Origin of the sequence: Paenibacillus sp. JJ-223 (genome assembly GCF_927798175.1) — a bacterium.
GTDB lineage: Bacteria > Bacillota > Bacilli > Paenibacillales > Paenibacillaceae > Paenibacillus > Paenibacillus hubeiensis.
This window is the reverse complement of sequence record NZ_CAKMMP010000003.1, coordinates 447113-470613: the sequence shown is the minus strand read 5'-3', so window position 1 is coordinate 470613 and position 23501 is coordinate 447113. Positions and strand designations below refer to the sequence as shown.

The 23501-nt window shown below is 52.3% G+C and carries 23 protein-coding genes; 7 read left to right on the top strand and 16 right to left on the bottom strand.

Annotation, left to right across the window (positions count from 1 at the left end):
* Nucleotides 1-34 precede the first annotated feature (34 nt).
* Nucleotides 35-946, top strand: coding sequence for an AraC family transcriptional regulator (locus tag L6H98_RS08400; protein WP_236414270.1), 912 nt, complete (start codon nucleotides 35-37; stop codon nucleotides 944-946).
* Nucleotides 947-1060: 114 nt separating this feature from the next.
* On the opposite strand, the gene L6H98_RS08395 is transcribed toward L6H98_RS08400, so the two are convergent.
* Nucleotides 1061-2461 carry an aldehyde dehydrogenase gene (locus L6H98_RS08395; RefSeq protein ID WP_236414269.1) on the bottom strand — a complete coding sequence of 467 codons (1401 nt, stop codon included), beginning with the start codon at nucleotides 2459-2461 and terminating at the stop codon, nucleotides 1061-1063.
* Nucleotides 2462-2476: 15 nt separating this feature from the next.
* Complete coding sequence (locus L6H98_RS08390) at nucleotides 2477-2779, bottom strand: metalloregulator ArsR/SmtB family transcription factor (RefSeq protein ID WP_236414268.1); 303 nt, start codon at nucleotides 2777-2779, stop codon at nucleotides 2477-2479.
* Nucleotides 2780-3022: 243 nt separating this feature from the next.
* Here L6H98_RS08390 and uxuA point away from each other — a divergent pair, with 243 nt between their 5' ends.
* The 4 genes from uxuA to L6H98_RS08370 all read left to right on the top strand — a co-directional run bounded on the left by uxuA (nucleotide 3023) and on the right by L6H98_RS08370 (nucleotide 6264).
* Entirely contained in the window at nucleotides 3023-4090 is a 1068-nt protein-coding gene (uxuA, locus tag L6H98_RS08385; RefSeq protein WP_236414267.1) for a mannonate dehydratase, read from the top strand.
* Nucleotides 4087-4950 carry an SDR family oxidoreductase gene (locus L6H98_RS08380; RefSeq protein WP_236414266.1) on the top strand — a complete coding sequence of 288 codons (864 nt, stop codon included), beginning with the start codon at nucleotides 4087-4089 and terminating at the stop codon, nucleotides 4948-4950. Before uxuA ends, L6H98_RS08380 begins: the two co-directional genes overlap by 4 nt.
* Nucleotides 4951-5133: 183 nt before the next feature.
* Nucleotides 5134-5862: a DUF421 domain-containing protein gene (locus L6H98_RS08375; protein WP_236414265.1), complete on the top strand. Its 729-nt coding sequence runs from the start codon at nucleotides 5134-5136 to the stop codon at nucleotides 5860-5862.
* Between the two features lie 30 nt (nucleotides 5863-5892).
* Entirely contained in the window at nucleotides 5893-6264 is a 372-nt protein-coding gene (locus L6H98_RS08370; protein WP_236414264.1) for a DUF4363 family protein, read from the top strand.
* A gap of 99 nt (nucleotides 6265-6363) precedes the next feature.
* On the opposite strand, the gene L6H98_RS08365 is transcribed toward L6H98_RS08370, so the two are convergent.
* The 4 genes from L6H98_RS08365 to L6H98_RS08350 all read right to left on the bottom strand — a co-directional run bounded on the left by L6H98_RS08365 (nucleotide 6364) and on the right by L6H98_RS08350 (nucleotide 9347).
* A complete protein-coding gene (locus L6H98_RS08365; RefSeq protein WP_236414263.1) occupies nucleotides 6364-7068 on the bottom strand; it encodes a M50 family metallopeptidase in 705 nt (234 codons plus the stop codon).
* Between the two features lie 60 nt (nucleotides 7069-7128).
* Nucleotides 7129-7701 carry a hypothetical protein gene (locus L6H98_RS08360; RefSeq protein ID WP_236414262.1) on the bottom strand — a complete coding sequence of 191 codons (573 nt, stop codon included), beginning with the start codon at nucleotides 7699-7701 and terminating at the stop codon, nucleotides 7129-7131.
* Between the two features lie 222 nt (nucleotides 7702-7923).
* Entirely contained in the window at nucleotides 7924-8073 is a 150-nt protein-coding gene (gene rpmG, locus L6H98_RS08355) for a 50S ribosomal protein L33 (RefSeq protein WP_036613813.1), read from the bottom strand.
* A gap of 74 nt (nucleotides 8074-8147) precedes the next feature.
* Complete coding sequence (locus L6H98_RS08350) at nucleotides 8148-9347, bottom strand: GTP-binding protein (protein WP_236414261.1); 1200 nt, start codon at nucleotides 9345-9347, stop codon at nucleotides 8148-8150.
* 271 nt (nucleotides 9348-9618) lie between these two features.
* Here L6H98_RS08350 and L6H98_RS08345 point away from each other — a divergent pair, with 271 nt between their 5' ends.
* Together L6H98_RS08345 and L6H98_RS08340 are read left to right on the top strand one after the other, a co-directional pair.
* Nucleotides 9619-10674, top strand: coding sequence for a permease (locus L6H98_RS08345; protein WP_236414260.1), 1056 nt, complete (start codon nucleotides 9619-9621; stop codon nucleotides 10672-10674).
* Nucleotides 10675-10771: 97 nt separating this feature from the next.
* Nucleotides 10772-11788 (top strand): TIGR03943 family protein, encoded by a 1017-nt coding sequence (locus L6H98_RS08340; protein ID WP_236414259.1) that lies wholly within the window; start codon nucleotides 10772-10774, stop codon nucleotides 11786-11788.
* Between the two features lie 191 nt (nucleotides 11789-11979).
* Here the strand turns inward: L6H98_RS08340 and L6H98_RS08335 are convergent, their stop codons facing one another.
* From L6H98_RS08335 to L6H98_RS08290, 10 genes are all read right to left on the bottom strand, one after another.
* Nucleotides 11980-13281 (bottom strand): pyrimidine-nucleoside phosphorylase, encoded by a 1302-nt coding sequence (locus tag L6H98_RS08335; RefSeq protein WP_236414258.1) that lies wholly within the window; start codon nucleotides 13279-13281, stop codon nucleotides 11980-11982.
* A gap of 46 nt (nucleotides 13282-13327) precedes the next feature.
* Complete coding sequence (deoD, locus tag L6H98_RS08330; protein ID WP_236414257.1) at nucleotides 13328-14035, bottom strand: purine-nucleoside phosphorylase; 708 nt, start codon at nucleotides 14033-14035, stop codon at nucleotides 13328-13330.
* 121 nt (nucleotides 14036-14156) lie between these two features.
* Entirely contained in the window at nucleotides 14157-15335 is a 1179-nt protein-coding gene (deoB, locus tag L6H98_RS08325) for a phosphopentomutase (RefSeq protein ID WP_236414256.1), read from the bottom strand.
* A gap of 30 nt (nucleotides 15336-15365) precedes the next feature.
* Entirely contained in the window at nucleotides 15366-16556 is a 1191-nt protein-coding gene (locus L6H98_RS08320) for a NupC/NupG family nucleoside CNT transporter (RefSeq protein ID WP_236414255.1), read from the bottom strand.
* Nucleotides 16557-16795: 239 nt separating this feature from the next.
* Complete coding sequence (gene deoC, locus L6H98_RS08315; RefSeq protein WP_236414371.1) at nucleotides 16796-17446, bottom strand: deoxyribose-phosphate aldolase; 651 nt, start codon at nucleotides 17444-17446, stop codon at nucleotides 16796-16798.
* A 287-nt stretch (nucleotides 17447-17733) separates the two neighbouring features.
* Nucleotides 17734-18672 (bottom strand): sugar-binding transcriptional regulator, encoded by a 939-nt coding sequence (locus tag L6H98_RS08310; RefSeq protein ID WP_236414254.1) that lies wholly within the window; start codon nucleotides 18670-18672, stop codon nucleotides 17734-17736.
* 218 nt (nucleotides 18673-18890) lie between these two features.
* Nucleotides 18891-19238: a hypothetical protein gene (locus tag L6H98_RS08305; RefSeq protein ID WP_236414253.1), complete on the bottom strand. Its 348-nt coding sequence runs from the start codon at nucleotides 19236-19238 to the stop codon at nucleotides 18891-18893.
* A gap of 101 nt (nucleotides 19239-19339) precedes the next feature.
* Nucleotides 19340-20017, bottom strand: a complete 678-nt coding sequence (locus tag L6H98_RS08300; protein WP_236414252.1) for a class II aldolase/adducin family protein — start codon at nucleotides 20015-20017, stop codon at nucleotides 19340-19342.
* 42 nt (nucleotides 20018-20059) lie between these two features.
* Nucleotides 20060-21544 carry a rhamnulokinase family protein gene (locus tag L6H98_RS08295; protein ID WP_236414251.1) on the bottom strand — a complete coding sequence of 495 codons (1485 nt, stop codon included), beginning with the start codon at nucleotides 21542-21544 and terminating at the stop codon, nucleotides 20060-20062.
* Between the two features lie 50 nt (nucleotides 21545-21594).
* Nucleotides 21595-23385 (bottom strand): L-fucose isomerase, encoded by a 1791-nt coding sequence (locus L6H98_RS08290; protein WP_236414250.1) that lies wholly within the window; start codon nucleotides 23383-23385, stop codon nucleotides 21595-21597.
* Nucleotides 23386-23501: the final 116 nt, after the last annotated feature.

The following is a 23501-nucleotide window of genomic DNA, read 5'->3' as shown; positions in this document are numbered from 1 at the left end:
TCTTGGCTATGCGCCCGAAAAAAGGAGGTCCCACATGTCTTCCACCTATTTGCCTCCCCAGCTTGGGGAAAGCGTGCACGAAGTGTTCTATCCCGACGTGCAAACGACGGTAAACCTGTTTGCCATCCATCTTCGCAGCGTCGGTTCCGATTGGGACTATCCTGCCCATGAACACCCGCAATACGAGCTTAACTATGTGACCGAAGGCGAGCAGCACATGGTCATCGAAGGTCAATTGTACAGGCAAAAAGCCGGAGAACTGCTTCTGATCCCTCCGGGCAGCGTTCATTCCAGCCATAGCCCTGACGGAAAAGGCTTCACCTATTTTTGCATGCATTTCGATATCGATGATCAGCTGTTTCTCTCTCTGCTTGCCCGCATCAGACAAGTCCTGTTTGGCGCCGACAGCGTCGTTACCCAAAACATCGAACCCGTGCTGCGCAAACTGATGAACTCGGCCACTGCCCCGTCGGCCAGCACCATGGTGCAGCGCATGCAATTGCAATCGGCCGTGTTCGAGCTGTTCGGCCACCTCTGGGAAGCCGTTTCCCAGGAGGTTGCGCATACGTATGCCGACGGTTACGACCGGATCGAGCTTGCCCATCAGATCCGCAATCGTTTGCAGGGGCTGGTGAGCCAGCAGTTCAAACAGGGACATGAATCGGCCAGTCACTATGGCATCGACGACATTGCAGCAGAACTCGGGATCAGCACGTCCCATTGCAACCGCGTATTCAAGCAGGTATTCGGCCAATCCCCACGCGCCATGCTGTCCGAGATGGTTCTGCATGAAGCGAAGATTTTACTCGGAAATCCGGCATTGTCCATTCAAAATATCGCCGTCATGCTAGGTTACAAAGACATCGCCCACTTCAGCCGTCAGTTCAAACGCTGGTCGGGGATATCCCCATCCCGGTACAGGCAGGATCCTCCTGGTTCGGAATAAGTCTTTGGGCCGCAACACTTCGCTTCCGTCGATTCTCGCCGCGCTATGGCTAAGTGTTGACCCTGCCGGGTGGCACTAAGAAACCGAGTTCGTTTGATCCGAAACCCGTATGGCTTATTTCAACAGCCGTTTGATCGTTTGTAATTTGCCGGCATAAGGCGGGTACAAGATCGGCAGATTCAGCCGCGTGCTTTTTCGGAGTATGCTTTTCACATGCGAAAAGGTTTCGAAGCTGTATCGCCCGTGGTATCCGCCGATTCCGGAATTCCCTACCCCGCCAAAAGGCAGCCGCGGGTTGGCCACATGGGTAATCGTATCGTTGATACATCCTCCGCCAAAGGACACTTCCTGCAGCACCTTCTCCTGAACCTGCTTATCGGAAGTGAACAGATACAAAGCCAATGGTTTGGGAAGTTTCAAAATGCCTGCGATGGCTTCGTCAATATCATGATAACTGATAATCGGGAGGATCGGGCCGAAAATTTCGTCTTCCATACTCGCTGCTTCCCAAGACTCCACGTCCAGCAGCGTAGGCGAGATGAAGCGATCTGCCTCGTCCGTTTGTCCTCCAAAAATCAGGTGTGCCTTATCCCGCTCGATCAGATGGCTCAACCGCTTGAAATGGGCTTCATTGACGATCCGGCCATAATCCCGATTATGCCGAACGTCCGAGCCGTAGAAGCTGTGCACGGCCGCCTTCATTTCCTCGATCAACGTTTGCTTCACCCGCTCATGGACGAGCAGATAATCCGGTGCGATGCACGTTTGACCTGTGTTGAGCAGCTTGCCCCACATAATGCGCTGCGCGGCGACTTTGAGGTCGGCATGTTCGTCCACGATGACCGGACTTTTGCCGCCCAGCTCCAGCGTAACCGGAATGAGGTTTTTGGCAGCGGCCTCCATGACGATTTTGCCGACGGGCACACTCCCCGTAAAAAAAATATAATCAAATTTCGCTTGGATGAGAGCCGTCGTCGTATCTTTGGCTCCTTCAATGACCTGGACGTACCCCGGCTCGAATACCGATGTGATGATGTCCCGCACGACGGCCGAAACGGCCGGCGTATGTTCGGATGCCTTCAGCACGGCCGTATTGCCAGCCGCAACGGCACCCACGAGCGGCTCGATCAGCAACTGGAACGGATAGTTGAACGGCCCGATGATGAGAACCGATCCGTAAGGCTCGGGAATGATATAGCTTTTGGAACCGATGAGGGCCAGCTGCGTTTTGACCTTTTTCGGTTTGGCCCAGCGTTTCACGTTCCGAATCGTGTGCGAGATGCTGTCGAGCATAAAACCGATCTCGGTCGTATATGATTCGAATTCGCTTTTGCCGAGATCCTGATACAGCGCTTCGGTCAACGGTTTCTCGTATTTTCGAATCGCATCCTTAAGCCAAATAAGACGTTCAATGCGAGCTTCCGGCGAACGGGTGGAGCCCGAGCGGTAAAATTGCTGCTGCAGCTCCAAAATTTCCTCTACTTCCGGGCTGGTTATTTCCCGTATTTTTGTCATATGATCTGCTCCTCCCTATAAACACTCTTCTTCCAATGCCGCCACCAATTCCTTCAGTAATTGAACCGATGCCTGCAATGAAGCGGAATAATAGCGTTGGGTTCCCTGCTGCTCCACCGAAATCAAGTCTTTGTCCAGCAGCAGCTTGAGATGGTGGGATATAGCCGGGCGCGAGAGGCTGGATTGCTCCGTAATTTCATTGACGGTCATTCTCCCCTTTTCTGTCAGCAGCATCAGGATGGATTGGCGATGTGAGTCGCTGAGCACCTGAAACAAAGGCATGCAGGATTGAAAAATGGATAGTGCTTTTTGTCCCATCGGGTTTCCTTCCTTCTTTCTCTATAAAGTTGATATGTTTAAACATTTAAACCATTGTAGTTATTTTACTTCTTTCCTTCATGATCCACAAGAGTTAAGACCACTTATGAGAGAGAGCTCACATTTTTTTGGGGAAATGTCATCAAATTTTTCCTTAAAAGCGCTTCCAACATTCAAACTTGTATGGTAGTATGGTAATTGAGCGTTGTATTCTTTCCTATATAAAATGATGAGGTGAACGTCATGAGAATGGTTTTTCGCTGGTTTGGCGAAGGCAACGATACGGTATCGCTGGATGACATCCGTCAGATCCCGGGCGTTGAAGGCATTGTATGGGCACTGCACGATGTGCCTGCAGGCGAAGAATGGCCCATGGAGAGCATTTTGGCAATCAAGAAGGCGGCGGATCGGGCCGGACTACATATGGATGTCGTTGAAAGCGTTAACGTCCATGAAGATATCAAACTCGGTCTCCCCACCCGGGACAAATATATCGAAAACTACAAAAAAACGATGGAAAAGCTTGCGCAGGTTGGCGTCAAAGTCATCTGTTATAATTTCATGCCGATCTTCGACTGGCTGCGTACCGACATGTATAAGGAGATGGAGGACGGCTCCACCGCCCTATTCTACGAAAAAAACAAACTCGAAGACATGGACCCGTTCGAACTGGTCCGCCGCATTACGGAAAACTCCGAATTGACGATGCCGGGCTGGGAGCCTGAGCGTCTCCAGTACTTGACAAGCGCGTTCGAAGCATACAAAAATGTCTCGGAAGACGATATGTGGCAGAACGCAAAATACTTTTTGGACGAGATCATCCCTGTCGCGGAGCAGCTTGGCATCAAGATGGCCATCCACCCGGACGATCCGCCATGGTCGATCTTCGGCCTGCCGAAAATCATTACGACCCAGGACAACATTCGCAAATATTTGAATTTGCATGATAGTCCATCCAACTGCGTTACATTGTGCAGCGGCTCGCTCGGAGCGAATCCAGCCAACGATATCATCGGCATGATCCATGAGTTCAAGGATCGGATTCCTTTTGCCCACATCCGCAATGTAAAAGTGTACGAGAATGGCGATTTCATCGAAACGTCGCATCGGACCCAGGACGGAAGCGTTGACATCGTGGGCATCGTGGAAGCCTACCATGACACCGGGTTTACGGGGTACGCCCGACCGGACCATGGACGCCATTTATGGGGAGAGAAATGCAGACCAGGATATGGCCTTTATGATCGCGCGCTGGGTATTATGTATCTGTGGGGCGCCTGGGATTCCCTGCAAAGGAGGGCAAAAGCATGAACGAACTCATTCGCGAGACCTCGTCGAGACTGCAAGGAAAAACGGCGGTCATTACGGGCGGTGCCGGCGTCCTGTGCCGCGCGATGGCCGAGGAACTGGCCAGACATGGTGCTCAAGTCGCGATACTTAACCGCACGGTATCCAAAGGTGAAGAAGTGGCTGCTGCCATTACGGCCACAGGCGGCAAAGCCATTGCCGTTGCTTGCGACGTCACGCAGCCGGATAGCGTCCAGGCGGCCGCGGATGCGGTGCTTGAACGGCTTGGGCCATGCGACATTCTCATTAACGGTGCCGGCGGCAATCATGCCAGCGCCAATACAACGAATGAAATTTTTCGGCTCGAAGACCTGCACCAGGAAAACATCACAACTTTTTTTGACGTAAGCGTAAGCGGATTTCGACAAGTGATGGACTTGAATTTTGTCGGCTCGCTGATTCCTACGCAAATCTTTGCCAGACAAATGATCGAACGCAGCGTACTGGCAACGGTCATCAACATTTCATCGATGAGCGCCCCTTCCCCGATGACCAAGGTGCCTGCCTACAGCGCGGCCAAAGCGGCGATCAATAATTTCACGCAATGGCTGGCCGTTCATCTGGCCGAATCCGGCATTCGGGTAAATGCGATCGCTCCCGGCTTTTTCCTGACGGAGCAAAATCGCAATCTGCTGTTGAATCCGGATGGTTCGCCGACCGAACGCTCCAGCAAAATCATTTCCCATACGCCGATGCGTCGTTTCGGCAAACCGGAAGATCTGCTCGGCACGCTGATGTGGCTTGCCGACGAACGCCAATCCGGATTTGTAACAGGGACCGTCATTCCCGTTGACGGCGGCTTCATGGCCTACTCCGGCGTATAAGACCTAAGATCTTGCGGTCGTCGGAGCACCTTTTTGCCAAATCCATGCACGATGAACGGAATCATTCGTTATGCTCTCACGTTTCAGTCGAAGTCCGGAATTTACATTCCGGGCTTCTTTTTTTTGTGGAATAAGATGTTAAGAGACGGGAAAAGCTGGTATACAAAGGACGGTGATTTCTCGATGATGGAAGAAACATGGGTGGTCGCAGTACGCTCGGTTATCGCTTTTCTGACCCTCATGATTTACACGCGGGTGCTGGGCAAACAGCAAATGGGCAACCTGACGTACTTTGATTACATAAACGGCATTACGATCGGTTCGATTGCGGGAACGTTCGCCACGGACCTTTCCTCCAAAGCATGGATTCATTTCGTCGCGTTGACCATATTTACGTTGGTTACGATTATTTTTCAATATGTGACCTTGAAAAATCGTACCGTGTCCAAATGGTTTGACTCCGATCCTACGCTGGTGATCCAGAGCGGCAAAATTTTGGAACAAAACATGCATAAAATGCGCGTGAAATTCGATGAACTGACGATGATGCTGCGGCAAAAAGACGTGTTCGACATTACGACGGTCGACTATGGCATTCTTGAACCGGACGGCAGTCTCTCCGTTGTCCTGAAGCCGGAGAACCAACCGGTGACGGCCAAGGATATGCACATGAAGACAAGCCCGAACAAGCTCATGACCGAGCTGATCATTGACGGCGTACTGATCAAACAAAATCTCGAAGAACGAAACAAGGACATTCATTGGCTCACCGAGCAGCTTAAAAAGAAAAAAATAACGATCCAAGACATCGCCTTTGCCGCCATTTTGCCCAATGACAAACTGTACATCGACCTTTTCGAAGACAAAATCACGGAGAAAACGGACATGGGCGACTACGAAGGGCCGTTCTAACGGAAAGATTACACTGCAGGAGGGGATACGATGAAAGCACGATTGTGGCTGCTCTATGTGGTTCCCATCGTTCTGATTCTCATCTTTTGCGCCGTCATGGCTACGGGAACGATTCTCAAAAAACCGTGGGGCGAGAATGATCGCTTGGTTGAATCGGTGCAATCGCTGGAGAAACAAGTTGAAGCCAAACAGTGGACCCAAGCCAAGTCAGAAATCGAATATGCCCTGAAGGCGTGGGACCGAATCGTGGATCGCATCCAGTTCAGCGTGGAGCGTGAAACGATTTATGACATTCTGGGCACGCTTGCCCGGATGAAGGGTGGCGTAGCCGCAAAAGACGATAAGGCGATCATGGAAGAAATCTATTATTTTTATGTCCTGTGGGAAAATTTGGGCGATTAATGTACACGAGAAAAGCGCTCCCTTTCAAGGGGGCGCTTTTTGGACTGCGGCGGAAGATTGCTACTCCCTGCCCGCAGGATTTGCTCTTTTCCCATTCAACTATGCACTGCGTTGTCGTACTCTGCGAGAGCGGGCCCCGGATGCGGCGTTTTTGCCAAAAAAGGAAGTCAACGCTCCTTTGGCACACCATAGCGCAAACAAGGCAAAAAGTGTGCCCCAAAACAATGCGGGCATAAAGGTCTGACTGGCCAGATTGGTTGCGTCTCCCGCAGCGGAAGGGTGCGTCCAGGACATCCAGCCCACGTACATGGCGCTAACCACGGATTCTTCCAACGTAAGAAACGCCAGCAAAAGATAATAGAACTTGGCGAATTTGGCGCCAAAAATCATGATGACCGCATTCAGCGCGATAAAACCCGTTAGCCATAACATGCCGAATTCTCCCCGGACATACAGCAGAAGCGAGACGGCAGCGACCGCGGTCATGATCCCGAGTCCCCACATGTGCCGTCCTTTTCGATAAAGAACAAACAACAGCCAGGCAAACAGCGACGCGCACAGATAACCGGCCAGAGAAACCAGGATCGACCTGCCGGGCGTAAGCATCGAGGAATACGTAACGCCGCTATGGTCGGCATACAACTCAATGCGCAGCACTTTGCCGGATAATAGCAGCGTAACAAGCGCGTGGCCGAACTCGTGGATCATCGTATCCAAATTGCGGAACAACGATGAAAACGGAATAAAACGTGTAAGAAACGCCGAGCCCAGCAAAAACAATATCGTCTTGAGCCATTTGTTCAAATGTGGTGCCACCCCCTGCTTTCCATTCAATCATATTCGCGAAAATACGGACGAAGCCGACTATTCGTTTCGGATTTCGAACTGCGCAGCGCAATGCTGCATCCACCAGCAGAAACTGCGGTTATGGCCGATAAAGAAGGATGACAGGTCATAACGGCCGGTGAGCTGATCCAGTGTGACAAGCAGCCTATTTCGCATACGGTTCATCGCAAACTCTACGAATTGGTCAGCCGCCCCATTCTGTACCAGTGTAACATATGCATACAAGGAATGGTCCACAGGTTCATCGAGGGGGCTTACTCCTGCACAAGAATATTCGGTCAGCATTCCTTTTTGAGACATCAGATCCAAGGCAGAAACCAACTGGAAATCCACTTCGATCCCATTCCATAACGTCGTTCGTTTGGGAGAAACGGTTGTTTTATCGCGTTCCGTCCACTGGAGAAGCTCTTGCCTGCGCCTTTTCCAGAGGTGAGCGGGTTGGTTGCTGAACAGCACTTCCTGTTCCGCCGAGGGCGGAAGGATCGTTGCTGCTTCCACCGCACGGGAACGGTTATGTAATGTTGAAGCTGAATCGCTGTCATCCTGAGAATCGGCATTCGAACGGGTCGTTAAACGGGCATCTTCATCCATATCCAAACCTCCTATTACTAAAACGCCCATTGGGCTGTATGCAAAAACAAGAACACGCTTGTGCGCCTCAAGATCGTTTCTTCTGGAACTACACGGTATAGCCAATCCAAAAATAACGAAAGAGCACATTGCTGTGCTCTCAAAAGTTCTGGGAGGGTGCTACCCCCCTGTTACTTGGCTAAATATATTGTACACTTGTTATGTACAAGCTAGCAAACCGGTTTATCTCGTTTCGCGGTGAATCGTCATTTTTTTCAGGCGGGGGGAATACTTTTTCATTTCCAGCCGCTCCGGGTGATTGCGTTTGTTCTTGGTGGTGGTATAGTTGCGGTCCCCGCACTCGGTGCAGGCTAAGGTTACGATGACTCTCATGGGTGATGCCTCCTTCGTCTTCTTAAATCGTAATAATTACTATTTAATCATAGTAGCTGAATTGTTTTCTGTTGTCAATGCCACGTCGGAAACGGATCCTTCAAATCCCTCCAATTCCGCTGCATCTCTTCATCCGTCAGCAGCGTTTCGTCCAGTGTCCGTTCAATCTCCGAACGGTCCATGTCAATGCCGATGAACACAAGCTTGGTTACCCGGTCCCCCCACGTCTCATCCCAATCCGGAATGTTCGGCAGCGTATCGCCAAAATGCAAATGACGTTCCTCCTCACTCATCGCGCCGACCCACAATCCTGCCGGAGCCAACTGCTTCGATGTACCGGCATGGCTAAAGGAAACGGCCATATGGTTGCGCGTCGCAAGCCACATCAGCCCTTTCGAACGAACGATGCTGTCCGGCCACTTGGCAATCCATCGAAGCAGGCGTTCGGGATGGAAAGGACGTTTGCGATGATATACGAACGAGTGAATGCCATACTCCTCCGTCTCGGGCGTATGCTCTTCCTTCATCAATTCCCGGACCCAGCCCGCAGACTGACTTGCCTTTTCGAAGTCGAAACGCCCCGTGTTCAAAATTTCATGCGGATCAATTCGCCCATGCGTCGTTCGGATCAGTTTGGCTGTCGGCTGCATCGCGCGGAGCGCCTTCTCCAGCTTGAGCAATTCCTCTTCCGTCACCAAATCACATTTGTTCAAGACCAATACATCGCAAAACTCGACCTGATCGGTCAACAGGTGCACGATCCCCCGCGTATCTCCTTCACCGGCTTCCTGGCCGCGATCCATCAGCGTCTCCCTTGAATAGAAATCCCGCCAAAATTGGGCTGCATCCACCACAGTTACCATCGTATCGAGGCGTGTAAATTTCGTCAGATCAATCCCGAGTTCTTCGTCGATGTATGTAAACGTCTGAGCAACAGGCACAGGCTCGCCAATCCCTGTCGATTCGATCAAAATATAATCAAAGGAGCCTTCCAAAGCGAGTCGCTCCACCTCTTTCAGCAAATCCTCGCGCAAGGTGCAGCAGATGCACCCATTGGACATTTCCACCAGTTTCTCATCGATACGAGACAAACCTCCGCCATCCCGGATCAACCCAGCGTCGATATTCACCTCGCTCAAATCATTGACGATCACAGCCACTCTCATGCCTTGGCGATTATGGAGCACATGATTCAGTAAAGTTGTTTTGCCCGCTCCCAAATATCCGCTCAATACGGTGACGGGAATGGGGCTGCGTGCTTGTCGTTGTTCCATGTATCGTTCCTCCGCTTCTCCAGATTCTTTCTGCCCTCTCCGTTATCGTGTAAATGTTTAGTTCAACCTGTATAATAAACAGAATGCTTTTATTAATCGTAATAATTACGATTAACAAGTAGTAATATACCTTATAGCAAATACAATGTCAACGGCACTATGTCTTTGCACGCCAATAAATCGTAATTTTTATGATTAGATGCCTGCCAACAGTTATGTTGTCCAAGGTACAAGCATATATCTTAAACAAAACGATTGTGGAGGTCTGTCGATGAAGCTGGCGGCCAATCTGAAGCTCCTTACCTTCCTTATTCCCTGCGCATTTCTCATCCCCGTACTTGTTCTCATGGCGCCGGACCTGCAGCAAGCCTGGAACAGCGGGAGTATGCAAAGCATAAAAACGATATTGGTCAGCATCCTGCTCGAAGCCATGCCGTTCCTCCTCATTGGCGTTCTGCTCTCTTCCCTGATGCAATGGTTTGTGTCCGAAGACATGGTGCGCAGGCTGACGCCAAAAAACCCCGTGCTGGGGATTATCGCCGCAGGCCTGCTCGGCATCGCGTTTCCGATTTGCGAGTGCGGCATGATTCCGGTCGTGCGCAGGTTAATGCGCAAAGGCATGCCTGCCTACATCGCCACGACGTTTATTCTCAGTGGACCTGTAGTAAATCCGGTTGTGTTCACGGCCACCTTGCTTGCCTTTCCGTCCCATCCCGAAATCGTGATCGCCCGCATGGGACTGGCTTTCGCCGTTGCGGCCATCGTCGGGGGGCTCGTCTATCTGTTCGCAAAACACAATCCGCTCCGCAAAACAAATGTACCGGACGAACTGTCCGTACAAACAACGGTGAGAACGCATCCCGGCTTCAAGATGGCACATCCGCACGTCCATAACGGACATGATCATTCGGATCATGAACATCCCAAAAACTGGCGCAGCTTTTTCATTCATGCGGGAGACGAGCTGTTCGACATGGGCAAATATTTGGTTCTTGGCGCCGTGATCACTGCCTGCATTCAAACCTTTGTCAGCCGGGCCGACTTGATTTCCCTCGGAAACGGGCCGATCTCGTCCTATGTATTCATGATGGCGTTCGCCTACGTGCTGTCCCTGTGTTCTACTTCCGATGCCTTCGTTGCTTCAGCTTTCTCACATACGTTTGCCCTTGGGCCGCTGTTGTCTTTTCTCGTGCTCGGACCAATGCTCGATTTCAAAAGCACCTTGATGCTGCTGTCCACGTTCCGCACCCGCTTTGTCATTGGCCTTGCGATCGCCATCATCGTTCTGGTGTTTGCGGGATCGTGGTTAATCAATGCATTTGCATGAGGTAGCTTAGCTTTAAGGCTGCGGAAGATTCTGAGCATCTTGCCTGCTCGCAGCTGAAGATACATGAACCGCAGAAGAAAAGAAAGGAGTTGATGCCATGGCTGCCGTGTTACGATCATCCCCAAAAATGCGTACTAGCTTTTCCCGTTCAGTTCGCGTGCAATGGCACAGCCTGTTTCGTTCCGTTTGGCTCGGTGCGCTGGCTATATACATTATTCGGCTCAACGAAACCGATTCGCTGCACTATTATTTGGCCCCCTCGCTGCACCCGCTGCTCTTGTGCTGTCCGGTGCCGCTCTTGTTCATCTCGGCAATCATGGGTTGGCAAGGCGTTTTCGGTCATAAGCATGTGCATTGCGATTGCGAGCATCCACCGCCTTCGGGATGGATTCGTACCTCCCTTACCTACGGATTGGTTTGTTTTCCTTTACTGCTCGGCTTTTTGTTGCCTGATCTTGCATTGGGCAGCGCGATGGCTAGTCAGAAAGGCATGGCGCTTTCTTACGCACCTCCCGAAATCCGACGCAAAGAGCCTTTGCCGGAAGCAAACGCCATGAAGGTGCAGGATATTAACGGGCTCCCATCCAGAATGGATGCGTCCAAAGCTTCCAATGCAGCTGCCGCGGGACAAGTGCAATTCATACCGCCTGACGAATACAGCCAGGAGTTCGCCGATCTCGCCCAAAAGCTGTACCGCGAACAGGTCATTCAGGTCCATCCGGCGATTTTCTCGGAAACGCTTGGTGCCATCGACATGTTTCAACGTCAATTTGCAGGCAAATCCATCTCGTTAACGGGCTTCGTATACCGGGATGAAGACATGAATCAGGATTCCCACTTTGCCCTTGGTCGTTTCCTGGTCATGTGCTGCCCGGCGGACGCCGCTCCCTTCGGCATTATGATCCATGTGCCCGACGCTGCGGCCTTCCCCACCGACAGCTGGGTCCAAATCGACGGCAGCATCGGTTCCGTGCAGGTAGACGGCATAGATCGGCTGGAAATTCGTGCTGACAAAGTCATTCCTGTGGCTGAACCGTCGACGCCTTACATCTACACCAACGCAGATTCGGTGGAAGCCTATGACCAACTTCAGAATAGCGATACGGGGCAATAAAAAGCATCATAAAGAAAGGCTATGTATAATCCTTGTGGTGATATTTGATATCCACGAACATTTGTTCTGTAATCAGAGCAAGTGAGCGGTTTTTACCAAAAATCAACATCCAAAGAAAACAGAGCCTACAGAAAAAACCGCAAGCATGGTAGAGACCCATGCCTGCGGTTTTCGTAATGTATTTCGTCCTTTTATTCGGTTACTATACCATGTACCAATACCGGAGCTTCCGCATGATCGGCAATCGTAATGTTTTCCTTGATTTTCTCGATCACGCTTGCGACATCCTCGCGATTGGCATGGATCGTAACAAGGGATTCGCCCGCTTTGACGGCATCCCCCACTTTTTTGTTCAACATCAGGCCAACGGCCAGATCAATCTCGGATTCTTTCGTTGCGCGTCCGGCACCAAGCAGCATGGCCGCCGTACCAATCTCGTCAGCGATAATTTCCGCTACGTATCCATCTTTATCCGCAGGCACTTCAATGAGATATTGAGCCTGGGGCAGACGTTCCGGATGATCCACGACCGAAGCATCGCCGCCCTGATTGGCGAGGAACTGCTTGAACTTCTCCAACGCTTTGCCATTGCGGATGACTTCTTTCAGTTTTTCCTCGGCATCTTCCAGCGAATCCGCTTTGCCTGCGAGGAACACCATTTGCCGCCCGAGTGCCAGGCACAGTTCCTCAAGGTCTTTCGGCCCTTTGCCTTGCAGCGTCAGAATGGCTTCTTTCACTTCAAGCGCATTCCCGATCGCGAATCCAAGCGGTTGGGACATGTCGGAGATGACCGCCATCGTTTTGCGGCCGACATTGTTGCCGATGCTGACCATCGCGTGCGCAAGCTCTTTGGCGTCCTCTGCGGTTTTCATGAACGCGCCCGCGCCCGTCTTGACGTCCAGCACGATCGCGTCAGCGCCGGCGGCGATTTTTTTGCTCATGATCGAGCTGGCGATCAATGGAATGGAGTTGACTGTTGCCGTCACGTCGCGCAATGCGTACAGCTTTTTGTCCGCAGGCGTAAGGTTGCCGCTTTGTCCGATGACCGCAACTTTGTTTTCGTTCACAAGCCGGATGAACTCTTCTTTTTCCAGCTCGACGTGGAAACCGGCAACGGATTCCAGCTTGTCCGTAGTACCGCCGGTGTGGCCCAGGCCGCGTCCGGACATTTTGGCTACAGGCACGTCCAATGCCGCTACAAGAGGTGCCAGCACCAATGTCGTTGTATCGCCTACGCCGCCGGTGGAGTGCTTGTCTACCTTGATGCCTTCAATGGCGGAAAGGTCGATCGTTTCGCCGGAATTCACCATGGACATGGTAAGGTCAGCACGCTCTTTGTCCGTCATGTCATTGAAATACACGGCCATCGCCCATGCACTGACTTGATAATCCGGAATTTCGCCTTGGGTATATCCTTGAACGACAAAATCGATCTCGGCCGTCGTCAGCTCTTTCCCATCGCGTTTCTTGGCTATAATGTCTACCATTCTCATGGCCTAATCTCTCCTTTGAAGTTTATATTGTGAATTGGTGTCATACTTACAGCGTAATGGCTGTATCCAGGGCGACAACCATCATGTCGTTGAACGTTTTTTGGCGTTCTTCGGCCGACGTTTCTTCGCCTGTCAACAAGTGGTCGCTTACGGTAAGGATCGTCAGCGCGTTTACACCGAACTTCGCTGCAATCGTATACAGTGCTGTCGTTTCCATTTCCACGCCCAATACGCCGTGCTGCATCAGCTTTTCTGTCACGGAACGGTCGTCGCGATAGAAGGAATCGGAGCTGAACACGTTGCCGACATGAATGTTCATGCCTTTTTCGGTAGCGCGGTCATATGCGGCCTTAAGCAGAGAGAACGTCGCGATTGGAGAAAAGTCGTATCCGCCGAACACCAGCTTGTTCATGCTGGAATCCGTACAAGCCGCTTGGGCCAAAATGACATCGCGAACGCGAACGTGCTCCTGCATGCCTCCGCAAGTGCCCACGCGAATCAGGTTTTTAACGCCATAATCGCGGATCAACTCGTTCGCATAGATCGCGAAGGAAGGAATGCCCATGCCCGAACCTTGCACCGAAATCCGTTTTCCTTGATATGTACCCGTGAAACCAAGCATGCCGCGCACCTCGTTATAACACACCACGTCTTCAAGGTACGTATCCGCAATGTATTTTGCCCGCAAAGGATCTCCCGGCAACAGAATCGTTTCCGCAATATCTCCCGGTTTTGCTCCAATATGTGTACTCATCGTATGTTCTCCTCCATTAACCAATGAATTGTGTTCGTTTATCAGGTGTGTCGACTTTCATCGACCATGGGCGAAGCTAAGCCGAAGCAGCAGGACTGCCCCGGCTCATTGCTCCTCCCGATTATTTAAGTTCGCTCAGGAAACTTGTGCCATGTTCCGGCAGTTTTACGCCGAAATTGTCGGCCACGGTTGCTCCTACGTCGGCAAACGTACGTCGCTGCTCCAGCCGTTTGCCTCCTGCAAAGCGAGGGGAGTATACCAGCAGCGGCACATACTCGCGCGTGTGATCCGTTCCGCGATAGGTTGGATCGTTACCGTGGTCTGCTGTGATGATCAGCAAATCGTCTTCCGTCATTTTACCCATAATTTCCGGCAGGCGTGCATCGTAGTCTTCCAGCGCTTGCGCATAGCCTTGCGGATCGCGGCGATGGCCATATAACGCGTCGAAATCCACCAGGTTAACGAAGCTAAGGCCAGTGAACGCTTCGTCCATCGTTTCGGAAAGCTTGTCCATGCCGTCCATGTTGGAAACGGTACGAATCGCCTTGGTCACCCCTTCGCCGTCATAGATATCGGAAATTTTGCCAAGCGCAATGACATCGAAACCGCCGTCCTTCAGCTCGTTCATCACGGTGCGGCCGAACGGTTTCAACGCGTAGTCATGGCGGTTCGCCGTACGTTTGAAGCTGCCTGGTTCACCCACGAACGGACGTGCGATGATGCGGCCGAGCATGTACGGGTCATCCAGCGTGATTTCGCGGCAGAACTCGCAAATTTCGTACAATTCCTTCAGCGGAACGACGTCTTCATGCGCAGCGATCTGCAGCACCGAATCTGCGGAGGTATAAATGATCAACGCACCGGTCTTTACATGCTCTTCGCCCAGCTCGTCAATGATTTCCGTACCGCTCGCCGGCTTGTTGCCGATGACTTTGCGGCCCGTTTTTTCTTCGATGCGCCGGATCAGCTCATCCGGGAAGCCGTCGGGGAATACGCGAAACGGCGTATCGATGTACAGCCCCATCAGCTCCCAGTGACCTGTCATCGTATCTTTTCCTTTGGACGCTTCCTGCATTTTGGTGTAAAACGCCTTCGGCGCATCCGCTACCGCCACGCCTTCGATTTCCTTGATGTTGGACAACCCCAGGCTGGCCATATGAGGCATGTTCAGCCCGCCGCGCTCACGCGCGATGTGGCCGAACGTATCGACGTCATAATCGTCGAAATCCGCTGCGTCCGGCGCCTCGCCGATTCCGACGGAATCCATGACGATCAGGTGTATTCTTTTGAATGTTGACATAGTTGAAGCACTCCTTCCAAATGATCCGGCTTACAAAAACAGTCCGGCGATGACCGCGGACAGCACGCTGACCAGCGATGCACCGTAAAGCAGCTTCAGACCGAAGCGGGCCACCACGTTGCTCTGTTTTTCATGAAGGCCCTTCACCGCACCGGCGATAATGCCGATGGAGGAGAAATTGGCGAACGACACCAGAAAGACGGATACGATGCCTGTCGTTCTGGCAGACAGCGCCGTTTGCTGGGTCAGACTCAGCATGGCCACAAATTCGTTCGAGACCAGCTTTGTCGCCATGATGCTTCCTGCCTGCACCGCTTCTCCCCAGGGAATACCCATCACAAACGCAAGCGGGGCAAACACATAACCGAGCAGTTGCTGGAATGAAATGCCGAGCACGGCGCTAAAAATGCCATTCACAAGCGCAATCAAAGCCACGAAGCCAATAAGCATCGCCGCTACCGTGATGGCGACCTTGAAACCATCCATGATGTATTCGCCCAGCATTTCAAAGAACGATTGCTTCCCCTCTTCCTGCACTTCCAATATATCTTCTTCCTCGGTAACCCGGTATGGGTTGACGATGGACGCGATGATAAAACCGCCAAACAGGTTCAGCACCAGTGCCGTAACCACATATTTCGGGTCAATCATGGACATATAGGCCCCGACGATCGACATGGATACCGTTGACATGGCCGAGGCGCACAGGGTATACAGTCGATGCTTTGGCAGCAGGCCGATTTGCTTTTTGACCGAAATGAACACTTCCGATTGCCCCAGTATGGCTGAAGCAACCGCGTTATACGATTCCAGTTTGCCCATTCCGTTGATTTTGCTTAATACCAGACCAATATATTTTATAACAAAAGGCAAGATTCGGATATACTGCAATATGCCGATCAGCGCCGAGATAAAAACGATCGGCATTAGCACGCTCAAGAAGAACGGAACGCCTCCGCTCTCCGCGCCGACGGTCGTCAATCCGCCGAACACAAACGAGATCCCTTCGTTCGCGTAATCGAGCAAGTTTTTAAAAACAGACGCAAAACCGCCGATCAAAAATGTGCCGATCTCAGTATTGAGCAGCAAATAAGCAAGTATTAGCTGCAGAACGATCATGACGGCAAGGGGACGGTAACGAATGTTCTTTCGGCCGTTGCTGGCGAGATAAGCCAGTCCAAACACCACCAGCAAACCGACAATCGCGATCAGAAATTTCATGTCTTCACTCCTTTGAAGTTGGTTGGGCCTGATGCAAGTCTTCGGATCAAAGGTTGCTTTGCCATGAATTAACCTTTCAGAAACAAGGTGAAGCGCTTACAATAGAGCCGGAATCCAAATAGCCAGCGTAGAGTTGTTCCCTTATGGAAAAGAGCGGAATCTACTGCATGGCTAATGGAACGAGGCCTGTATGCTAGTGCCCTAGTGTGATTAATTCGTGCGGTTTATATAGCTTCGCCTTAATAAGAAGATGTGGATTGTCCGCCTTGCATAATTTTCACGCCGGAGCTGGCTCCGATGCGCGTTGCGCCTGCTTCGATCATTTTTTGCATGTCTTCGAGGCTGCGCACGCCGCCGGATGCTTTAACGCCTACATTCGGGCCCACCGTACGGCGCATCAGCGCGATGTCTTCCGGAGTGGCTCCGCCCGTGGAGAATCCTGTGGACGTTTTAACGAAATCAGCACCTGCTCTAACTGCCGCTTCGCAAGCACGAACCTTCTCGTCATCGGTAAGCAGACAGGTTTCGATGATGACTTTCACCAACGCTTTGCCTGCTGCAGCTTCCACGACCGCACGGATGTCCTGCTCCACGTAATCGTCCTTGCCGTCCTTCAAAGCGCTGATGTTAATGACCATATCCACCTCGGTAGCACCTTTGGCAATGGCATCTTTGGTTTCGAATGCTTTCGTTTCGGATGTGGACGCACCCAGAGGGAAACCGATGACCGTGCAAATATCGACGCCAGTGCCTTGAAGCTGTTCGGTGGCGTAAGCAACCCAGCCCGGATTGACGCAAACGGAAGCAAATTGATATTGTTTCGCTTCTTCCGTCAGTTTATGGATTTCACTTTGCGTAGCATCGGCACGCAGCAAGGTATGATCAATCATTTTTGCGAGTTGTGATGTATTCAATCGAATCTCTCCCTTAGTTTTCTGAACTGATGAATTCCATACTGTTACACTACCATGAACATATGTAAAAATCAATTTGAACTTTCGTTCAATCTGTAAAGATAACTTGGGTTGCCATACGACTTATCTTTTGCCTAAAAAAACAAAACATCCACCGATTGTCTTTGGCAGATGTTGTCACCGCTTTCTATATTAACCGGTTTGCCTCCGGCAAGCATTATTCCAACGGCGGCTTAAGGATCTGCCGCGATTCGGCGGCGGCTTTACATTCGCAGCAGTGCTTGCGCCGTGTACTGGTCCGTAACCAGGGTGTTCGCATAATGTCCTCTCAATGCCGCATGGATGGCTTCGATCTTACGCTGCCCACCGGCAACGAGAATCGATTTGTCTTTTTTGCGCAGCTCGCCCAAATCGATCCCCACGGTTCTGCTGTTGATCTCATCGCTGATCAATCGGCCTTCCGCGTCAAAGAAGCGGGAACAGATGTCTCCCACGCCGTTTTCCATCAGAAGCCGCTGCTCCGTTTCGTTGAAATAGCCCAATTTGAACAGAAGCGCATCCTCTTTCACCGTTCCCACGGTGAAGACCGCGATGTTGGCCTGTCTCCCGAGTTCCACGATCCTTCCGATATGCCTGTCGGCTTCGACCATTTTCTTCACTTCGATATTGTCGAAAATGACCGGCAACGGCAAATACCGCGGAACGGTATGAAAGGCTTCGGCGAACAAATGCGCAATCTCTGCCGCATGAGTATTCACATGTGAATGGCTGACTCCGCCCTTCAGCTGAACGACTTCAACGCCCTTGACTTGTTTTGGGCGCAGCTGGCGGGCCACGTCATGCATCGTCGTTCCCCAGGTCACGCCGATGATATCGGTATCCTGCACGATCTCATGCATATAATCGGCCGCACGTTTGCTGATGTGTTTCCGGATCTCTTCATCGCTTTTGATCGGAGCAAAACAGACCAGCGCCGTTTCAAGCCCATATTTGGCTTTCAACTCGTCGGCAATGATGTCGATGTCCTCCAGCGGGTCCATAATTTCGATGCGTACATACCCGCGATCCTTGGCGTACTGTAACAAACGGGATACCGTAGGGCGCGACACGCCGAGCCTCTCGGCGATATCCTGCTGGCTGTAATCCGATTGATAGTACAATTTGGCTGCTTCAATGCTCAGTCTTTGCTTTTCCAAATCCATCCCTGCTCGCCTCGCTTCACTATAAGCCCAATTATGCCTGACTTAACGTTGTCCCACCACAAGCCTTGGAAAACGCGTCCTGTTCATTATACATGAATCGCTGCAAGGGTCACTATTCCCGCACAAAAAGCCTGCCTCTCCTAGCATAGCGCTAGGATAGACAAGCTTGGCGGTATATATCTATATGATTATATATATTTAGAGCGAAAGCTGTTGTATTATCTGCCGGCACCGGATCGGGTGATCGTTTCCAACTTGCGTGAAATGGCATTGCGGTCGACTTTAAGCCCCCACAATTCCTCGATGATTTTTTCTTTTTCGTTCGGTTCGTCCGTATCCTTCAACTGCAGCAGCAAAGCATGCATTTGTTCATTAATATGTTCAAACTGTACCCAGAGGTCGTGTCTGACCTCATGCGAATCCCGATGGCGGTTTGCCTCTACCTCTTCGCGGAGTGCATCCAAAATGGATTGCTTCCATTCATCATCCCCGAGCCGGTCAGCCATGTTCAGGAGATCCAGATAATCGTCGACAAGCAGCGAGTTCAATTCATCGTATGTTTTCATCGTTTATTGCATCCCCCTACGGTTTGTTTACCAAGTATTATACTCGGTAATAGCGGATATGCAATAGTTGTCGAAAAAAGAATTTCATTTATTTTCACGAATCAGGATTTAAGCTGCTGCAGCAGCTGGACGCGGTACGCCTCCGTTTCCAGAGATTGGATCTCTTTATATTGTTCAGCCGTGAGCGCTCTGGGTTCTCCGACCGACTGGGCGATCATGTACACCTTGGCGCTTTCCTCAACGACTTGTGTACGATAATAGGCTTCCCGCAGATTTTTGCCGATCGTCACCAGACCATGGTTCGCCAGGATCAAGGCGCTATGCTGCCCTGGTCCCACTTTCGCGGAGACGGTATCGGCAAGGCGTTTGGTGGTTGGCAGTACATAAGGGACCATACCGATGTCCCCCACGAGTGCGGATTGATCGGGAAAGAGGTGCGGCAGTTCGTCGTATACCAGGCTGAGCGCAATGGTGTAGGCCGGATGCGTGTGTACGATCGCTTGAATGCCCGCATTAACGCGATACGCGAACAAGTGCATCAGCACTTCGGATGAAGGGCGGGGAGAGCCTGGCCGCGTCTCCCCCGTGGAAATATCCACGGCAACCCACTCATCCGGTTCCAGTTCTTCCAGCGCATAACCGCTTGGGGAAAGCAGCATCGTGTCGCCCGCGCGTGCGCTGATGTTTCCGCCGGGTCCTACCACCAGTCCTTGCGCGACTGCTTTTCTGGCATACTTCGTCAGTTCCTCCCGCACCTGCTGTTCCGTTTGTTCCAACATGTCCTCTCCACTCCTTTATATCCAAGGTTTAGATCATTCTATTTACGTCTGCATGTTCAATCGCTGATACGTGCCGTATGCTTCCTGCCATTGCGCCATTTCCTGGGGTTCATACGTCTGTGGTGAAAAAGAAACCTTCATGACCTCCCGGATCTCGCCGAGATGGGCAAATTCGCCCTGGGCCATCAACTGGACCATGCAGTTTCCGGCCGAGGTAGCCTCGGCTGGGCCAGCGATGACCGGAATGCCGGCAGCATTTGCGGTCAACTGACACAGCAGCCGGTTATGCACCCCGCCCCCCACCATATGAATCACGCGCGGCTCAACCCCCGTAACCCGTTCAAGTTCTTCCAGCGTCTGCCTGAACTCCAGGGCAAGGCTTTCGATGATACAGCGCACGACGGCTCCAACCGTCGCGGGCACCGTTTGCCTGCTGGCCTCGCACTGCTTGCGAATCCGCTCTGGCATGTTGCCCGGTGCCATGAACGCTTCGTCAGCCAAGGAGACGTAACACAGGTGCGGTGTGGACGTGGCGGCGAGCTGGACCAGTTCCTCGTGCGAGAACGATCGCCCCTCCCGCTCCCACTGTCGCTTGCATTCCTGTAGAAGCCACAGGCCGGATCGGTTTTTGAGCAGGCGAATCCTGCCATCTACCGTACCTTCATTGGTAAACCCCAGGTCGCGGGCCGTATCATTCAATACCGGCTTATCCATTTCCATGCCCATAAGCGACCATGTTCCACAGCTGATAAACGCATGGTCCGAACCTGTGGCTGGAATGGCCGCAACGGCGGAGGCGGTATCATGCGAACCCGCAGCCACAACCTGAATGGGGCCAGTCTGCAATTCTTTGCGCAGGTCGCCGGACAGTCCACCTAGGATCGTTCCAGAAGGAACGACCTCGGGGAACAACGTTTCCGGCAGCCCCAACCGGTGTAAGAGCGGTTCGTTCCATTGCGATCGCCCAGCCTGAAGCAACCCGCTGGTGCTTGCGATCGTATATTCGCAAGATTGCACGCCAGAGAGATAATAGTGGAACAGATCCGGCATGAACATCATCCGCGTATCCGAACCCAGATGTCCGGCATGCTCCCGCGCACGTCCGAACAATTGGAACACGCTGTTGATCTGATGGGGCAATACGCCGGACATCCGGTACAGTTCCCGTTCGCTGACTAGGCGCACGGCCTCCTGCATCCACGCTTTGTTGCTTGCATCGCGATAATGGCGCGGATTTCGAAGCAGCCTCCCGGTTCCGTCCACCAGGCCGAAATCAACGCCCCATGTATCTACCGCCATGGAATGAATCCCGGACACGGACCGTGCCCCTTTCGCGATGCCTTCCTTGAGTTCATGATAGAGCCGCAGGAAATCCCAATACAGGTCTGCGCCGAGCTGCACGGGATCGTTGGCGAACCTGTGCACCTCTTGCAACTCAAGCTTTGCGCCGTCATAGCTGCCCCGAACCACCCGGCCGCTTCCGGCCCCGAAATCTGCGGCAAGCACGCGGATTGCCTGCTTTCCCATCCGCTATTCCTCCTTTTAGAACCGATGATCGACAATGTCTGTAAGCAATCCTAGCGGTACAATGGGCCAAAGGTGCTGCATGCGCGGTAATCGGCATTTTCCGGTTCGCTCGTTCCGAACAGTCCCCATGCTCGCGGCCGGAAAATGTCTTCAGCAGGCACGTTATGCATGCTGACCGGTATGCGCAGCATGGAAGCCAGCGTCAGCAGGTCTGCGCCGATATGGCCATATGAGATGGAGCCATGATTCGCTCCCCATTGGTTCATGACTTCGTACACGGAGGTAAAGGCTCCCGAACCGGTCAGGATCGGGGCAAACCAGGTCGATGGCCAAGTCGGGTCCGTGCGTTGATCGAGCGCATCGTGCACGTCCTCCGGCAGATCCACCGTATATCCTTGGGCAATTTGAAGCACCGGGCCAAGTCCCTTGACCAGATTGAGCCGGGTCATCGTGACAGGCATGCCGCCCCGCGTAAGGAAATCCGCCGAGAAACCGCCGCCCCTGAAATATTCCACCGATGCCGGTCTCCAGGATGTGGCCCCCAGGCACGCCTTGGCTTCTTCATCCGTTATTTCCCAAAACGGCTTCAGCGCCGGCTTACCGTCCCGGGTCTGTTCGCCCGTGCCGTCCAGCGCCGCCGAACCGGAGTTGATCAGATGAAGGATACCGTCCTGCGCAAGACCTTCCAGCTGATGTCCTGTTACCCGTTTGACGGAGTCCGGGCTCCAATACGTACGCACATCGGCAAAAATCTGCGCGGTATGTGTCAGCAAGGAACCGAACAGCATGGATACGCCGTTCAAGCTGTCGTTTTCCGTAGCGACAAGATAAGGCGCACGTCTTCCGTTCCAGTCGAAGGAGGAATTCAGCATCGATTCGAGGAAATCCCCGTTCGGCGCATGATCCGTCCACTGGCGTTGTCCTTGAAAACCGGATACGATCGCATGGTGACCCATCGATTCTTCGGCATAACCGAGCTCGGCAAGCCTTGGATTTCCGGCCATCAAATCCCGCACGATTTGCGTCATTTTCACGACCGTTTCCCATTCGTAATCCTTCCGCTTGCGATCCGTCTGTAAATGCGGTGGATTGTTATCCGGGCCTTCAATGCAGTTCTCTTTCACCCAAGCGAGCGCCAGCTTGTATTCCTCGGGATCGTAGATTTCTTCCTCGATGCGGCGCGTCAGTTCGCTCATGTCCACATATTCGTTCCGCATGCCGAGATATTCTTGAAAAAATGCATCGTTCACGATGGAGCCGGCAATCCCCATGGAAACCGAACCGATCGACAGATAAGCCCGGCCTTTCATCGTCGCTACTGCGAGCGCTGCGCGGCTGAAACGCAGCAGCTTCTCCCGCACATCGTCCGGAATCGAAGAGTCTCCCCCATCCTGAACATGTTCACCGTAAATGCCGAACGCCGGAATCCCTTTCTGGGCATGAGCCGAAAGTACAGCCGCCAAATATACCGCACCCGGCCGCTCCGTGCCGTTGAATCCCCAAATCGCCGTCGGCGTCGAAGGAGACATATCCATCGTTTCCGTGCCGTAACACCAGCAAGGGGTGACCGTAATCGTAACGCCAACGTCGGAGCGGTTGAACAGTTCACCTGCAGCCGCAGCCTCGGCGGCGCCGCCAATGCAGGATTCGGCAATGATGCATTCTACCGGCGAGCCGTCGGGGTATCGAAGTTCAGCCGAGATCAATTCGGCCACGCTGGTGGCCATGCGCATCGTTTGCTCCTCCAGCGATTCGCGAACTCCCTTGCGTCTTCCGTCAATCGTGGGACGAATGCCAATCTTGGGAAAAGCCTGCTTATAACGGTAATCCTGATGTGTCATCGTTAAGCGTCCTCCTTTAATGGGTCCATGGAATTTCGCGAATCACGTTACGATGCCTTATTTTCTTGTGCCCACAGCCTTGTATACGGGGTTTCGCTCGTTTTGAATGCGTTTAC